This window comes from Pseudarthrobacter sp. NKDBFgelt, assembly GCF_046097905.1.
GTDB lineage: Bacteria > Actinomycetota > Actinomycetes > Actinomycetales > Micrococcaceae > Arthrobacter > Arthrobacter polychromogenes.
The window spans coordinates 1-15,368 of sequence record NZ_JBJURL010000013.1; the positions used below are offsets into that span (position 1 = coordinate 1).

15 protein-coding genes are annotated in these 15,368 nt (G+C 66.2%); 1 reads left to right on the forward strand and 14 read right to left on the reverse strand.

Features of this window, described 5'->3' with window-relative positions; all coding sequences use genetic code 11:
* Nucleotides 1-59: 59 nt before the first annotated feature.
* From ACKAE7_RS05475 to ACKAE7_RS05525, 11 genes are all read right to left on the reverse strand, one after another.
* Nucleotides 60-1,115: a HoxN/HupN/NixA family nickel/cobalt transporter gene (locus ACKAE7_RS05475; RefSeq protein ID WP_408978649.1), complete on the reverse strand. Its 1,056-nt coding sequence runs from the start codon at nt 1,113-1,115 to the stop codon at nt 60-62.
* Entirely contained in the window at nt 1,115-2,068 is a 954-nt protein-coding gene (locus ACKAE7_RS05480; protein ID WP_408978650.1) for an urease accessory protein UreD, read from the reverse strand. Before ACKAE7_RS05480 ends, ACKAE7_RS05475 begins: the two co-directional genes overlap by 1 nt.
* Nucleotides 2,065-2,682, reverse strand: a complete 618-nt coding sequence (gene ureG / locus ACKAE7_RS05485; RefSeq protein ID WP_408978651.1) for an urease accessory protein UreG — start codon at nt 2,680-2,682, stop codon at nt 2,065-2,067. Before ureG ends, ACKAE7_RS05480 begins: the two co-directional genes overlap by 4 nt.
* 40 nt (nt 2,683-2,722) lie before the next feature.
* Nucleotides 2,723-3,403, reverse strand: coding sequence for an urease accessory protein UreF (locus tag ACKAE7_RS05490; RefSeq protein ID WP_190612866.1), 681 nt, complete (start codon nt 3,401-3,403; stop codon nt 2,723-2,725).
* On the reverse strand, nt 3,384-3,863 hold the full coding sequence (gene ureE, locus ACKAE7_RS05495; RefSeq protein ID WP_408978652.1) for an urease accessory protein UreE: 480 nt from the start codon (nt 3,861-3,863) through the stop codon (nt 3,384-3,386). Before ureE ends, ACKAE7_RS05490 begins: the two co-directional genes overlap by 20 nt.
* A 26-nt stretch (nt 3,864-3,889) precedes the next feature.
* Complete coding sequence (gene ureC, locus ACKAE7_RS05500) at nt 3,890-5,638, reverse strand: urease subunit alpha (RefSeq protein ID WP_408978653.1); 1,749 nt, start codon at nt 5,636-5,638, stop codon at nt 3,890-3,892.
* Nucleotides 5,635-5,973, reverse strand: a complete 339-nt coding sequence (locus ACKAE7_RS05505) for an urease subunit beta (protein ID WP_408978654.1) — start codon at nt 5,971-5,973, stop codon at nt 5,635-5,637. The genes ureC and ACKAE7_RS05505 overlap by 4 nt, the downstream gene beginning before the upstream one ends.
* Nucleotides 5,974-5,984: 11 nt before the next feature.
* Nucleotides 5,985-6,287, reverse strand: a complete 303-nt coding sequence (locus ACKAE7_RS05510; RefSeq protein WP_188810078.1) for an urease subunit gamma — start codon at nt 6,285-6,287, stop codon at nt 5,985-5,987.
* A 251-nt stretch (nt 6,288-6,538) separates the two neighbouring features.
* Nucleotides 6,539-7,543 carry a LacI family DNA-binding transcriptional regulator gene (locus ACKAE7_RS05515; RefSeq protein WP_408978655.1) on the reverse strand — a complete coding sequence of 335 codons (1,005 nt, stop codon included), beginning with the start codon at nt 7,541-7,543 and terminating at the stop codon, nt 6,539-6,541.
* Between the two features lie 117 nt (nt 7,544-7,660).
* Nucleotides 7,661-8,245: an HhH-GPD-type base excision DNA repair protein gene (locus tag ACKAE7_RS05520; RefSeq protein ID WP_188810075.1), complete on the reverse strand. Its 585-nt coding sequence runs from the start codon at nt 8,243-8,245 to the stop codon at nt 7,661-7,663.
* A gap of 119 nt (nt 8,246-8,364) precedes the next feature.
* Nucleotides 8,365-9,912: an alpha-N-arabinofuranosidase gene (locus ACKAE7_RS05525; protein WP_408978656.1), complete on the reverse strand. Its 1,548-nt coding sequence runs from the start codon at nt 9,910-9,912 to the stop codon at nt 8,365-8,367.
* A 287-nt stretch (nt 9,913-10,199) separates the two neighbouring features.
* On the opposite strand from ACKAE7_RS05525, the gene ACKAE7_RS05530 reads away from it, so the two are divergent.
* Nucleotides 10,200-11,153, forward strand: a complete 954-nt coding sequence (locus ACKAE7_RS05530; RefSeq protein WP_408978657.1) for an ANTAR domain-containing protein — start codon at nt 10,200-10,202, stop codon at nt 11,151-11,153.
* Nucleotides 11,154-11,255: 102 nt separating this feature from the next.
* Here ACKAE7_RS05530 and araA read toward each other — a convergent pair whose 3' ends face one another.
* From araA to araB, 3 genes are read right to left on the reverse strand one after another with little or no spacing between them, the layout of a single operon-like run.
* Entirely contained in the window at nt 11,256-12,776 is a 1,521-nt protein-coding gene (gene araA, locus ACKAE7_RS05535) for an L-arabinose isomerase (protein ID WP_104185642.1), read from the reverse strand.
* A 42-nt stretch (nt 12,777-12,818) separates the two neighbouring features.
* Nucleotides 12,819-13,520 (reverse strand): L-ribulose-5-phosphate 4-epimerase, encoded by a 702-nt coding sequence (locus ACKAE7_RS05540; RefSeq protein ID WP_408978658.1) that lies wholly within the window; start codon nt 13,518-13,520, stop codon nt 12,819-12,821.
* Nucleotides 13,517-15,274 (reverse strand): ribulokinase, encoded by a 1,758-nt coding sequence (gene araB / locus ACKAE7_RS05545; protein ID WP_408978659.1) that lies wholly within the window; start codon nt 15,272-15,274, stop codon nt 13,517-13,519. Before araB ends, ACKAE7_RS05540 begins: the two co-directional genes overlap by 4 nt.
* Nucleotides 15,275-15,368 lie beyond the last annotated feature (94 nt).

The window sequence follows — 15,368 nt, forward strand, 5'->3', positions numbered from 1 at the left end:
GCCGCGTGGCCGCCTGAGCCGAGACGGCCTGTTGCGCCCAGTGCCCGCGCAATGCCCGCTCAGTGCCTGGGGCTGCCCGCCAGGCGTCCCTTCAGTCCCGCCGCTCCCCACACGGCCAGCAGCAGCGCCACCAGCAGCAAGCCGGCGTCGCCCAGGTCGATGGATCCCAGCCACACCGTCAGGGGATCCTCCAGCTCGAAGGCGGCGTTGGCGAACCCGCCCAGCGTGATCACCGCGATAAACAGGGCGGACACCGCTGAGATGCCGGTGACCACGGCGTTGAAGCCCAGCCGCCGCTGCGGGTTGTCCAGGGCAGAACGGTACATCCGCATCATGGCCACGCCGTTCAGCGAATCGCAAAGGGTCATCGCGGCCGTGAACGCCAGCGGCAGCGCGAGGAGCGCGAACGGCGGCACCCCCGCCAGCGAGGCCGCCGTCGTCATCATCAGCAGCCCGATGGTGGTGGCAGTATCGAACCCCAGCCCGAACAGGAACCCAATCACGTAGATGTTCCTCGGCCGCCGCACCCTGGACAGCGGCCGCGCCAGCAGCCGGGCCACCAGTCCCCGGGGCTCAAGGTCGCCGGGGTCCACCGCCGCCCCGGCACGGGCCCGGCGGTATGCCCGCGCCGAACGCGCGAAGGCCGAACCGTTGAACAGGCCCATGGCCAGCAGGAACAGCCCGGAGACGCCGCTGCCGATCAGCCCGAGCACCAGGTTGCCCGTGGTTCCGTCCTGCATGAATTGGCCCACCATGCCGGCTCCTGCAATGACCAGGATCCCCGCCAGCGTCACCACCGAACTGTGCCCGAGGCTGAAGGCGAAGCCCACGCTCACCGGGTCCTGGTGCTGCGCCACGAATTTGCGCGTCGAGTTGTCTATCGCGGCGAGGTGGTCCCAGTCGTAGCTGTGCTTGACGCCCGCCAGGTAGGCCGTGAGCACAAGCCCCCAGACGAGCGGCTCCGCACCGGATCCGGCGGCGTTGCCGGTCAGCAGGAGCACGACGGCGGCCGCGTGCAGTGCGGCCACGGCACCGAAGGTGAACAGCAGGCGGGTCCGCAGCGGGAGTGCCTCCCGGTCCCGGTACAGCGTGGTGATGTTCGTGATGGCTGTCATCAGTGCTTCCTCAGGTTCAGCGGTTCCTGCCCGTGCCACCGTTTCCGGAGGAGGGACGTGCAGGCAGCAAGCAGGTGGTTCAGTTCCCCCGTGCTGTTGGACAGGGCGCGCAGCACCAGTCCGGTTGTCCCCAGGGCCGTGCGCGTCAGGGAGACGCCGGCACGGGCATCGTGGTCCAGAGTCAGTGCGTGCAGGTGGTCGGCGAGCGCCTGGTCCACCCGGGGGTCCACCACCAGCAGCGAGCCCACGTGGCTGAAGCCCTCCATGAACCCCATTCCCCTGACATCGCCGGCCGGCGGCCGAATCAGGAGGTTGTCCAGGGCCAGGAGCCGGCTTCCGTCCGGTCCCTCCACCCGGACGCTGGTGCGCAGCCGGACTTCCTCGTAACGGAAGGCTGCCCCGTCCGGCGACCATCCCGGAGTCACCACCTCAGCCATGACCAGGGACGACGACGGCCGCACAGTGATGTGCGTGTGCTGCCGGTAGCTGGCCTCCCGGTAGGCAATCAGCTGGTCCGGCATGAGCTCCAGCCGGGCCCCCTCCCCCAGCCGGACAGCCATCCGCTGCTCGGCAAAGGACCCGGGAGTCCGGTACACCTTCGTGGCCGACTGGGTGGTAAGAAGCAGGTCAGCCCCGTCCTGGACTTCGACATCGATCAGAAACAGATCAGCCCCCAGATATGCCCCGCCAGGATTCACGACCACATAACAAACCTGCCCGGAGTCATCAAGATAGTGAGGGCGAAGCACGCGAAGAGCACCCTCATGAAACTGGTTCCGGGCAATGGTCCTGCCGCCCCGCTCGCTGAGGACAAGCTCCAGCCGCCCTCTCACTGGGCGATGAGCGGTCGCGGATGAAGGGGGCCGCGGCGTGGCGGGCACCGCGGAGCGGGCACGGCCCCCTTCATCCGCGGGCGCCGCCCACGGCGAGATGACGGAACTGCTCGGAGTCATGACGCGAGGTCGAGCATCAGGACGTCGCGCCGCACCCATTCGATGACAGCTTCCAGCCCTTCGTCTGTCTTGAGGTTGGTGAAGCAGAAGGGCTTCTCGCCCCTGAACTCGCGGGAGTCCTTTTCCATGACTGCGAGGTCGGCGCCGACGTGGGGTGCGAGGTCGGTTTTGTTGATGATGAAAAGGTCGGACTTGATCATGCCCTGGCCGGCCTTTCGGGGAATCTTTTCGCCCTGGGCCACGTCGATGATGTAAATGGAGAAGTCCACGAGCTCGGGGCTGAACGTGGCGGAGAGGTTGTCGCCGCCTGACTCCACGAAGATGACCTGCAGGTCGGGGTGGCGGGCTTTGAGTTCCTCGATGGCGGCGGTGTTCATGGAGGTGTCTTCGCGGATGGCGGTGTGCGGGCAGCCGCCGGTTTCGACGCCTATGATGCGGTCCACGGGGAGGATCCCGTTGGCGGCGAGGATCTTGGCGTCCTCGATGGTGTAAATGTCGTTGGTGATGGCGGCCATGGAGATCTCACCGCTCATGTGACGGGTGAGGCGCTCCACGAGCTGCGTCTTGCCCGCCCCGACGGGTCCGCCGATGCCGATTTTGATGGGTTCAGCCAAGGTTCCTCCTGAATTTATAGGCCGGTATTTACAAACACAGTCAGCTCATGAACATCCGGGCACGTTGGCGTTCGTGCCGCATTTGTGAAATTTCCAGTCCGGGGGTGACGGCCCCGAAGTCGTCCGGCGTCAGGTGCGGTATCCGTTCGACGGCGGCAGCAACGCCGTCGGCCGCCTGGCGAAGCAGCCGCTGCCCGGCGTTCTGGCCGAGCGGGATGGCGCGGACGGCATTCTGCGTCAAAGAGGTGACGGTGGCGAAAAGGTAGGCGGCGAGCGCTTCCGGCAGCGGCACCCCCAAAGAGCGGGCGACGACGGCGAAGGCCAGTGGCTGGTGCCCCGCGGCCAGGCCGGTGGTCACCAGGTCCCGGTACAGTTCCAGCCCCGGCGACGGGAAGACCTCCGCCCCGATCTCAAGCAGCCGCAGTCCCATCTTGACGCTGGCCTCCCGGACCTGCCGCGGCAGCAGCGAAGCGGACAGCAGCTCATCCAGTTCCCCAACGTCCCACCCCTCGTACAGGAACCGGATGCCCAGCCCGTCAGAGTTGGAAAGCGACTGGGAGATGAACGCGGACAACCACACTCCAAAAGAAGCCTCATCACGGACCACACCGGCGTCGACATAGGTCTCAAAACCAAGAGAGTGAGCAAAGGCCCCAGTAGGAAGCGCGGAGTCAGTGAGCTGCTGCAGCGCCAGCTGGTAGTCAGTGACTGTGTTCAGCATGGCGGAAAGGCACAGGCATGACGCGTTCCTGGCGGGTATAGGGCGCACCGACGCCTCGGAGGTAGTCCTCGACCGTGTGGTCATAGGCGCACACCATGACCTCGGCCCCGTACTCCGAAGCACCGTCAAAGAACTGGGCCTGGAGGTGCCGGTTGCCGAGGGAGTGTGCCACGACGCCCATCTCGTGGACGGTCCGCGGCGCGATCACCAGGATGTCGGTAGGCAGCACGGACACCACGATCATGTTGGCGTCCTCGACGTGCAGGATGTCGCCGTCGCGAAGGTCGCCGGAGCCGGACGGGAGCCGGATGCCGATTTCCTTGCCGTGGTCCGTTGTGGCTCGTTGGATCCGCTTGACCAGCTGGGCGCTGGGAAGCACCACTTTCTCCTGGTGCAGGTTGGCATAGGTGTCCGGGTCCGGGAGTTCGTGCAGGTTGCCGAGGACTTTGTCGATGATCACTTGGGTCTCCGAGGGCTTGGAAGGAATCAGAAGAGGAAATAGCGCTGGGCCATGGGCAGCACGTCGGACGGTTCGCACGTGACGTCTTCGCCGTCGACCTTTACCTGATATGTTTCCGGATCCACCTGGATGTCGGGGGTGGCGTCGTTGTATTTCAGGTCTGCCTTGGTGAGGGAGCGGATGCCGGAAACTGGCCGGATGACCTTTTCCAGCCCAAGCTCGGCGGGAACACCGGCGTCGATGGCGGCCTTGGACAGGAAGGTGATGGAGGACTGCTGCACGGCCTTCCCGAACGCAGCGAACATGGGCCGCATGGTGCGCGGCTGCGGGGTGGGGATGGAGGCGTTGGCATCCCCCATCAGCGCGTACGCGATCTGCCCGCCTTTGAGCACCAGCTCCGGTTTCACGCCGAAAAAGGCAGGATCCCACAGGACCAGGTCCGCGAACTTGCCCACCTCCACGGAGCCGACGGAGTCCGCGATGCCCTGCGCGATGGCCGGGTTAATGGTGTATTTGGCCACGTAGCGCTTGAGGCGGAAGTTGTCGCTGCCCGCACTGCCGTGCGCCCCGCCGTCGTCATCTGCCGTATCCGCGGGATCTGCCAGCACACCGCGCTGCTTCTTCATCTTGTCCGCCACCTGCCACGTGCGGGTGATCACCTCGCCCACCCGGCCCATCGCCTGGGAGTCCGAGGACGTGATGGAGAAGATCCCCAGGTCCTGCAGGACATCCTCCGCGGCAATGGTCTCGGCGCGGATGCGGGAATCGGCGAAGGCCACGTCCTCGGGGATGTCGGGGTTGAGGTGGTGGCACACCATGAGCATGTCCAGGTGCTCTTCAATGGTGTTGCGCGTGTAGGGAAGCGTGGGGTTGGTGGACGCCGGCAGGACGTTGGGCATCCCGGCGATCTTGATGATGTCCGGTGCGTGCCCGCCTCCGGCACCCTCGGTGTGGAAGGTGTGGATGACACGGCCGTTGATGGCGCGGATGGTGTCCTCCACGAAGCCGCACTCGTTGAGGGTGTCCGTGTGGATGGCCACCTGCACGTCGTACTCGTCGGCCACGGTGAGGGAGGTGTCGATGGAGGAGGTGGTGGAGCCCCAGTCCTCATGCACCTTCAGCCCGATGGCGCCGGCGCGGATCTGCTCAGCCAGGGGTTCGACGGCGGATGCATGGCCCTTGCCGAAGAGCCCGATGTTCATGGGGAAGCCTTCGGCGGCCTGCAGCATACGCTGGATGTGCCACTTCCCGGGTGTCACGGTGGTGGCTTTGGTGCCTTCTGCCGGGCCGGTGCCGCCACCGATCATGGTGGTGATGCCGCTGGTCAGCGCCGTGGGGATCTGGTCCGGGGAGATGAAGTGGATGTGGGTGTCCACTCCCCCGGCCGTGAGGATCTTGTGCTCGCCGGCAATGATCTCGGTGCTGGCGCCGATCACGATGTCCACGCCGTCGGTGATCTGCGGGTTGCCGGCCTTACCGATCTTGAAGATGTGTCCGTCCCTGATGGCGACATCGGCCTTGTAGATGCCGGTGTAGTCCAGGATGACGGCATTCGTGATGACGGTGTCCGGGATGTCCTCATCCCGGGTGACCTGGCCGTTCTGGCCCATGCCTTCACGGATCACTTTGCCGCCGCCGAAGACAACCTCCTCGCCGTAGACGGTGAGGTCCTTCTCGATCTCGAGGAACAAGTCGGTGTCCGCCAGGCGGATGGCGTCGCCCGTCGTCGGGCCGTACAGGTCCGCGTACTGCCTACGGGGAATCTCGAAACTCACTGGATGTCCCCTTCCGGACGGGTCCCGCCGTCGAGCTTTCCGTTGACGGCATTGCTGAGCCCGTACACCTCGCGGGTTCCGGCCAGTTCGATCAGCCGCACGGTCCGTGAATCCCCCGGTTCAAACCGTGCCGCGGTTCCTGCGGGAATATCCAGGCGCCGCCCGTACGCGGCGTCCCGGTCAAAGTCCAGCGCAGCGTTGGCCTCGGCAAAGTGGAAGTGCGAGCCCACCTGCACGGGCCGGTCGCCGGTGTTGGTGACCGCAACCTCGCTGGCCTCACGCCCCGCATTGGCCGTCACCGGCTCGGACCGGAGGACGTACTCTCCTGGAATCATGGCCTGCCCTCTCAGCGGATGGGATCGTGGACGGTGACGAGCTTGGTGCCGTCAGGGAAGGTTGCCTCGATCTGCACGTCGTGGATCATTTCGGGCACGCCTTCCATGACGTCCCCGCGCGTGAGCAGCGTGGTGCCGTAGCTCATGAGGTCGGCAACGGTGCGGCCGTCGCGGGCACCCTCGATCAGTTCGTAGCTGATGATGGCCACAGCCTCGGGGTAGTTGAGCTTGAGGCCGCGGGCCTGACGGCGCCGCGCGAGGTCGGCGGCCACCACGATCAAGAGTTTTTCCTGCTCACGCGGCATCAGATGCATGTTGGGTCCCTTCAACTGGCCGCTTGCGGCGGCGTGGGACCCACAGTAGGTTGCGGACGTTTCCGCCACGTTTCAGGTTTGTTATGCCCGGCTCTCCACTCACCGGGCGCCGGTGCGGGCCGCTGAATTTCCCCAGGTTTATATCCCTGCCCCAGGAGGACGACGGCGCGTCGCCGGGACACGCCGTCGTCCGCACCAAAAGGTGGGGAGACTCAGCGGCGGGACCCGGCAAAGCCAGCGGCGGGCGAAACCTAGGGTGCGGACTCGCGGACCTTCAGCTGGAACCCGGCTTCGATGTGCGCTGCCTGGTCCCCCGCCTCGCGCCCCTCGATCCGGTCGATCAGCAGGCCGATGGAGCGTTCCGCGATCTCCTCCATGCCTGGGGAAACGGTGGTCAGCGAAGGCGATGCGAACCGGGCCTCGTCGATGTCGTCGAAACCCGCCACCGCCACATCCTGGGGCACCCGGACCCCGCGGATCAGCAGTTCGTGCATGGCGCCCAGCGCCAGGACATCGTTCAGGCCGAACACGGCGTCGAACTCCACACCCCTGTCCATCAGCCCTGCTACGGCGGCGGCGCCGTTGTCACGGCGCCACTCGCACGGGGCGATCAGCGCCGGGTCAAAGGGAACGCCCGCCTCATCAAGGGCCTTGCGGTAACCGTTAAGCCGCAGGCCTGCGCTGCCGGCGGACTCCTCCGGATGCGCACCGATAACGGCAATCCGGCGGCGGCCTCCCGCCAGCAGGTGGGCGGCCAGGTCGGCAGCGGCCTCGCCGTTCTTCATGGTGACCAGGTCGAACCGGGGGTCCAGGATGTGTTCACCCAGCAGGACCAGGGGTTTCTTGCCCAGGCGGTCGGCGATGGCGTCCGCGTCGATGACCAGCGGGGTGAACAGCAGGCCGTCGGTGAGCTGCCGGAACGGGCCCTGTAGTGCGTTCAGTTCCACCCCGCCCGCCGCGTCCGACTGTTCCACCAGGACCCGGTAGCCACGACGGGAGGCGGCCTTCATCAGCCTGGAGGCAAGTTCGGCGTAGTACGGGGCTGAGAGGTCGGACAGTACCAGGCCCAGCATCCTGGTCTTCCCTGAGCGCAGGCTCCGGGCTGTCAGGTTCGCCTCGTAGCCCAGCTCTGCGATGGCGTCCTGGACCCGTTTCTTGGTGGCAGGGCGAATGAACTCGTAGTCATTGAGCACGTTGGAGACAGTCTTGAGCGACACCCCCGCCGCCCGCGCAACGTCATTCATGGTGACCGCCATCGTGGCTCCTTTAGGTGGTTCCGCCAGTTCCTGCCATACATCGTTGCAGACGTTGGCAGCCATGCCGCAAACCGCCGGTCACACACGCCCGCGGCGGAAAGACCTAAAAACTGCGGGTCAGCCCTTCGCCGCTTTCGCGGCTGCCTTGGCTGCCTGTTTGCTGGCCCGCACCTTGGCGAGGGATTCCGGGTCCACAATGTCGGCCACGGAGAGATACGACCCGTCCTCACCGTAGTGGCCGGCGGCTTCACGCCACCCCGGCGCCTGCAGTCCGCACTGCTTGCCGAGCAGGGCAAGGAAGATCCTGGCTTTCTGCTCGCCGAAGCCGGGCAGGGCTTTCAGCCGGCGCAGCACCTCGGCGCCGTCCGGGTTGCCCCTGGTCCAGATGGCGGTGGCGTCGCCGTCCCACTCGTTCTGCACGGTTTCGGCGAGCGCCTGCACGCGGGCAGCCATCGAGCCGGGGAAGCGGTGGACGGCCGGCCGTTCCTTGAACATCTCCACGAAAGCGTGTGGATCCTGGGACGCGATGGCCCCGGGCTCCACGGATCCGATCCTGGTCCTGATTTTCTCCGGACCGGCGAAGGCCGATTCCATGGTCACCTGCTGGTCCAGCAGCATGCCTGTCAGCAGCGCGAAGGCGTCCTCGCTCAACAACTTGTCCGCGGCGGGATCGCCCGTGATGTGCAGTTCCATGCCGCCCATCCTCCCAGAGGAGGACCGCCGTCGTCATACCCTCCCCTCCCCGGGGGAGTTTTTGTCCAGATATGCAGGGTTGTGGGCCGTTTATCTCGGCATATCTGGACAAAAACTCCCGGACGAGGCTACTGGTTGACTGCCAGCCGGATCATGGACCAGGACACGGCCGGCAGGTCCGCGGTGAGCCTGCCGCCGTCAGTTTTGACCGTGACGTTGTCCGTGGGCAGGACCGACGTCGAATCATCGGCGGTTGCCTGCCAGTACGGGTCCTTGTTGGCGTACGTGACGGCTTCGAGGACCCGCACGTTGCCCAGGCCGGACACCACGGCGTCGAGGCTGAGCGCATCAGTGGCAGAGCGGTTGACTGCGAAGACCACGGCTTCCCCCTTGCCGGCGTCGTACGTTGCGACGGCGGACACGGCGGCGAAGTCTGGGGTCTTGCCGCCGCTGGCCAGCGGGGATTCGACGGCGAGCTGAAGCACCGTCCCGGAGGCGTGGCGGGACGTGAGCGCGAACGGGTGGAAGGTGGTCTGCTTCCAGGCGCGGCCGCCGGGCTCGGTCATAATGGGCGCGATGACGTTCACCAGCTGGGCCAGGCTGGCTGAGTGGACGCGGTCCGTGTTCTTGAGCAGGGTGATCAGCAGGTCACCGACGACGACGGCGTCCGCCACGGTGTAGGTGTCCTCAAGGAGGACCGGGGCAACCGGCCAGTCCTTCCCGGTGGGTGCGCGGGACTCGTCGCGGCTCATGTGCCACACGTTCCACTCATCAAAGGAAATGTTGACCTGCCGGGTGGACTTCTTCACCGACTTCACGTGGTCGATGTGGCTCACGATGTCATGGATGAAGGCTTCCATCCGGTGCCCGGCGGAGAGGTGCTCCTGCAGGTCGCCGAAGTCCTCGAAGTACTGGTGGGCCGAGATGAGGTCCACAAGGTCGTACGTCTCGGAGAGGACAACACGCTCCCATTCACCGAAGGTGTCCATGGTGGGCCCCGAGCTGCCGCACGCCACGAGTTCCAGGTCCGGTTCGATCATCCTCATGCCGCGTGCGGTGTCTGCGGCCAGCCGCCCGTATTCGAGGGCGTTCTTGTGGCCGATCTGCCACGGGCCGTCCATTTCGTTGCCGAGGCACCACATCTTGATGCCGTAGCCGTTCTCCGCACCGTTGGCCCGGCGCTGGTCCGAGAAGGCCGTGCCGCCGTCGATGTTGCAGTACTCCAGCAGGTCAAGCGCTTCCTGCGTGCCGCGGGTGCCTAGGTTCACGGCCATCATGGGTTCGACGCCGGCCTTGGCTGACCACTTGGCGAATTCGTCCACGCCCACCAGGTTGGGGTCGGTAGAGTGCCAGGCGAGGTCCAGCCGTACCGGACGTTTGTCGGCGGGACCAACTCCGTCCTCCCAGCGGTAGCCGGAGACGAAGTTGCCGCCGGGATATCGGACTGTGGACACTCCGAGTTCACGGGTCAGTTCCAGCACGTCGCTCCGGAAGCCGTCCTCGTCGGCCGTCGGGTGCTCCGGCTCGAAGATTCCGGTGTACACACAACGGCCAAGGTGCTCCACGAAGGCACCGAAAGTGCGCCGCCGGACCGGCCCCACCGTAAAGGCGGGGTCCATGGTGATCCTGGCGGTGGCTGGTTCTGCAGCGGTCACGAAAACATCCTCGCTTCTCATTTTGTACAACGTTATAGAAAACATTCTTGGGGCTACCGCGGCAGGAGTCAAGGGTCCGGACGCAAACCGGAAGTGGACGCAGGCCCGGGAACTGCGCGGTTCTATTCGCAGCCCACCTGCGGCAACAGGAAAAAGGGGACGCCGGCCGGATTCCAAGTAGTACCTAATCTGAAAGTCGGGTACTCCTTACGCATTCTCCGGGGTGAATCGCCGAACTAAGTTCTTCTCAGAGACAAGATGTCGTCTGACTCGTAGTACTTGTCTCACGAGGGGGGTGTGAGACTGCAATGCACGCACAAAACATAAGTTCGGCTTTCCCGGCCCGCAGGGCACGGGTACTAAACGGGGCCGGCGACGAGGAGGCCTTTGAGACCAAGGCCTCTCCCCCAGCCGTCGCCGGCCCTCTACATGTGCGGAAGGGCGGGGGCCATCGTCCGGCCCAGCCCGGACCGGCAGCTCCCGCCACGGCGGACGAGGCCGGGCATGCGGACAGCGGCACCCAGGACGGACTCCTCCTCGATCTGGTGAGCGGGACGCACAGCCTGCGCGAGTCCCTGGATGTGCTTGCCGCCGCAGCCGTCCGGACCATTGTCAGGGCCACGGGCCTGCAGATTGAATGCGGCGTGGTGGTGCACCAGCCGAAGAGGAATTCGGCCGTCACAGGCACATCGGACGACGTTGTGGAGCTCCTGGAGTGGGAGCAGCACGCTGAGGAGGGCCCCCTGCACGAGGTGCTGGCCGGCCACCATCCGGTAGCCGTGCTCCAGCGCAACGGGGATTTCCGCTGGCCGCGGTATTCCACGCAGTTGCAGCTGGCAGGGTTCGGCAGCGCGATGGGGATCAGGCTTCGCGTTGCAACCGATGCCGACGGCGACGGAACCGGCGCGGCTGACACACCTGCCGCCCTGGCCTTTTTTGCCCAGGACGCCAAGGCTTTCCCGCTGCAGGTCATCGCGGAGGCCCGCGGCTTTGCCGGGCTGGCGGCAAAGAGCCTGGAAGTGGCCGTCAACCTGCATTCAGCCAGGTCCACGGCCACGGACCTGCGCTCAGCCCTGGACAGCCGGACCTCCATCAATGTCGCCTGCGGAGTGATCATGGCCCAGAACAGGTGCTCCTACCACGAGGCTTTTTCCATCCTGGCCAAGGCGTCAAGCCACCGCAACATCAAGGTGCGCAGGGTGGCCGAGGACATCCTGGACAAGCTGCCCGAAGGGCCGCCCCGCGCACACTTCGGGCACTGAACACGGACTTCGGCCAACACCCCACCCTGGAGTTTTTGTCCAGATGTGCAGGCTTGAGAGGCAATTAGGTCGGCATATCTGGACAAAAACTCTTAGGGTTGGCTAGATCCCGCCTGCCAGCTTGTAGTAGGCGGCGTTCCAGTTCAGGTCCTTCTTGAACTGCCGGATGGTGGTGCCCTCGTCGATGGTCAGCAGTTCGGTCTTGGCGATTTCCGCGAAGTCCTCGAACACGTCCATGCCCACCTGCGTGGACAGGACGGTATGGTGCGCGGCTCCCGCCGTGAGCCAGGCGGCGGCGGAGGTGGCGAAGTCAGGCTTGGGCTCCCAAAGCGCGCGGGCGACGGGAAGGTTGGGCAGCGGCTGGTCCAGGGGGACCACGTCGACGGCGTTGGCCACCAGGCGGAAGCGGTCCCGCATGTCCGAAAGGGCCACGACGACGCCCGGGGAGGCATCGGCGTCGAACACCAGGCGGACGGGGTCTTCCTTGCCGCCGATTCCCAGCGGGTGGATCTCCAGCCGGGGCTTCGCGGCCGTCAGCGAGGGGCAGACCTCCAGCATGTGCGCGCCCAGGATCTTCTCGGCGCCCGGCGCCAGGTGGTAAGTGTAGTCCTCCATCAGGGACGCGCCGCCGGGCAGCCCGGCACCCATCACCTTCGCGGCGCGGACCAGGATGGCGGTCTTCCAGTCGCCCTCCGCACCGAAGCCGTAACCGGCCGCCATCAGGCGCTGGACGGCCAGGCCGGGGAGCTGGCGGAGCGCACCCAAGTCCTCGAAGGAAGTGGTGAACGCGGCGGAGCCGTTGGCTTCCAGGAAGCTGCGCAGTCCCAGTTCGATCCGGGCGCCGTAGCGGAGGGAATCGTGCCTGGCGGCGCCTGCGCGGAGCTCCGGAACCACGTCGTAAAGGTCCTGGTACTCGGCAACAAGCGTGTCGACGTCGGACTCGGCAGCGCCGTGCACGGCGTCGGCGAGCTCGTTGACCGACCAGGTGTTAACCGCGACGCCGAAGCGCAGCTCCGCCTCGGTCTTGTCGCCTTCGGTGACGGCGACGTTGCGCATGTTGTCCCCGAAGCGGGTCAGCTTCAGGGTACGGACGGCGGCCCAGCCTGCGGCGGCGCGCTGCCAGGAACCCACCTGGCGGGCCACCTCGGGGTTGGAGACGTGCCCCACCACGGTCTTCCGGGCAATGCCCAGGCGGGACTGGATGTAGCCGAACTCGCGGTCGCCGTGGGCGGCCTGGTTGAGGTTCATGAAGTCGAAGTCAATGTCCGCCCAGGGCAGCTCCACGTTTGCCTGCGTGTGCAGGTGCAGCAGCGGCTTGCGGAGCAGGTCCAGGCCGGAGATCCACATCTTGGCCGGAGAGAAGGTGTGCATCCAGGCGGTGACGCCGATGACGGAATCATCCGAGTTGGCCTCAAGCGCGGTGCGGCGGATGGCGTCGGAGTCCGTCAGCACCGGCTTCCAGACGATCCTGACGGGAACGGCGGAAGAAGCGTTGAGCTGGTTGGCGATCTCCTGGGACTGGGCGGCCACCTGCTTGAGGACATCCTCGCCGTAGAGGTGCTGGCTGCCGGTGAGGAACCAGACCTCGTAGCCGTCAAGGGAAGTGTTTGCTGCGGTGCTCATGGTTTTTCTCCTGCGAAAGTTCTGGGAAGGTGCTGCGGCCGACTACTGGCCGTAGACGTTCTGGTAGCGGGCGTAGAGGGAGTCGATGTGGCCCTGGTCGATGGCAAGGGGTTCGCCAAGCTGCCGGGCGATGTGGACGGTGCGTGCCACTTCCTCGCACATCACGGCTGCCTTCACCGCGGACTTTGCGTCCTTGCCGATGGTGAACGGCCCGTGGTTCTGCATCAGCACGGCCGGCGAATGGGAATTCTTGAGCGTCTCCACGATGCCGTGGCCTATCGAGTCGTCGCCGATCAGCGCAAACGGACCCACCGGGATGCTGCCGCCGAACTCGTCGCTCATCATGGTGAGCACGCACGGGATGGCTTCGCCGCGGGCGGCCCAGGCGGTGGCGTAGGTGGAGTGCGTGTGCACCACCCCGCCCACCTCGGGCATGTGCCGGTAGACGTAGGCATGCGCCGCCGTGTCCGACGACGGCGACAGCTCCGGGTTGCCCCACTCACCTGTTGCGTCGCCGTCCACGGGCACGCCGTAGAGATCGGTGACCACCATCTGTTCCGGCGTCAGGTCCTGGTAGGAGACGCCGGAGGGCTTGATGACCATGAGGTCGTGGCCGGGAACCCTGGCCGAGACGTTGCCGGCGGTCCACACCACCAGTTCGTAGCGTGTCAGCTCGGCGTGCAGGGCGCACACTTCTTCCCTGACGCGGGTGATGGTTTCCAGGATTCCTGCTCCGGCGCTCACGCGGGCACCCCTGCCGTGGCGCGGACCGTGGATCCTGCCGTGGTTCCGGGAAGCACTGCTCCGGCAGCCCTGCGCTGAATGGCCTTGAGCCGGTGCATCACATCGTTGCTGCCGCGGCCGAAGTAGTCGTGGAGCGTCTTGTATTCCTGGAAGAGCTCCTCGTAGGCGGCCACGTTTTCCGGGATGGGGGTGTACACCTCGCCGGGTTCGGAACCCATGGCGGCAGCGGCCTCCCGGATGTCCGTGTACTTTCCGGCGGCGACGGCCGCGTGGATGGCCGAGCCGAGCGCCGGTCCCTGGGCAGAGCCGATGGTTGAGAGCTGCAGGCCCGTGGCGTCCGCGTAGATCTGCATCAGGAGCGGGTTCTTGAGCAGGCCGCCGGCCACGATGAACTCTTTTACGGGGACGCCGGAGCTGCGGAAGGCGTCCACGATGGTGCGGGTGCCGAAGGCCGTGGCTTCGAGCAGGGCGCGGTAGGTGTCCTCGGGACGGGTGGCCAGCGTCTGCCCCACCACGATCCCGGACAGTTCGTGGTCCACCAGCACGGAACGGTTGCCCGAGTGCCAGTCCAGGGCGATGAGCCCGTGCTGGCCGATAGCCTGGCGGGATGCCAGGTCGGTGAGGTATTCGTGGATGCCCAGGCCGGCTTCCCCGGCGGCGCGGTGATATTCGGGGGGCACGCCATACTTGGTAAACCAGCCGAAGATGTCGCCGACGCCGGACTGGCCGGCTTCATAACCCCAGAGCCCGTCCACGATCCCGCCTTCCACCACACCGCACATGCCGGACACTTCGCGCAGCTCGGTGCCGTTCATGACGTGGCAGGTGGAGGTACCCATGATGGCCACCAGCTGGCCGGGATCGACTGCCTTTGCCGCCGGCGCGGTGACGTGGGCGTCCACGTTCCCCACGGCCACGGCGATGCCCTCCGGCAGTCCGGTCCAGGCGGCGGCCTCGGCGGTGAGGTACCCGGCGGCGTCACCGAGCCGGCCGATGGTGTGCTCGAGCTTGGCGCTGACGAAGTCCTTGAACTGCGGGTTCAGTGCAGCCAGGAAGTCCTGGGAGGGGTAACGGCCGTCCTGGTAGATGCCTTTGTACCCGGCCGTGCAGGCGTTGCGGACGTACCGGCCGCACAGCTGCCAGACAATCCAGTCGGCAGCCTCAACCCAGTGGTCCATCTCGGCGTAGGCTTCGGGGTCTTCCTCAAGCAGCTGCAGGCCCTTGGCGAACTCCCACTCGGAGGAGATAAGCCCTCCGTACCGCGGCAGCCAGTTTTCGCCGCGTTCGGCTGCCAGCTGGTTGATCCGGTCGGCCTGCGGCTGCGCCGCGTGGTGGCGCCAGAGCTTGACGTACGCGTGGGGGCGGTTCCGGAAGCGGTCCAGCTCGCTCAGCGGGGTGCCGTCGGACGTGACCGGCACCATGGTGCAGGCGGTGAAGTCCGTGGCAATTCCGACGACGGCGGCCGAGTCGATCCCCGCCTCCGCCAGGGCGGCGGGAACCGCGTGGCGCAGGACGCCGCGGTAGTCGTTCGGCACCTGAAGGGCCCATTCCCCAGGGAGGCGGACGGCTTGGCCGTCGGCACCCCGGCCTGCCACATCTTCCGGCAGGACATCAGTCACCACGGCGTGCGGGTAGTCGTACACACCGCTGCCGAGCTCCTTGCCGTCGCGCACCCGCACCACCACGGCGCGGCCCGACAGTGTTCCATAATCCACGCCGATGACAAACGAGTCCGGAGCGTCCACTGCGTCCATAAGAAACTTCCTCCATAGCTGCCGCCACTTCGCGGCTGCACTTAATTGTGAGCGCTAACAAGATGGAAGTCAACAGCCATGTCGGCGCCCGGAC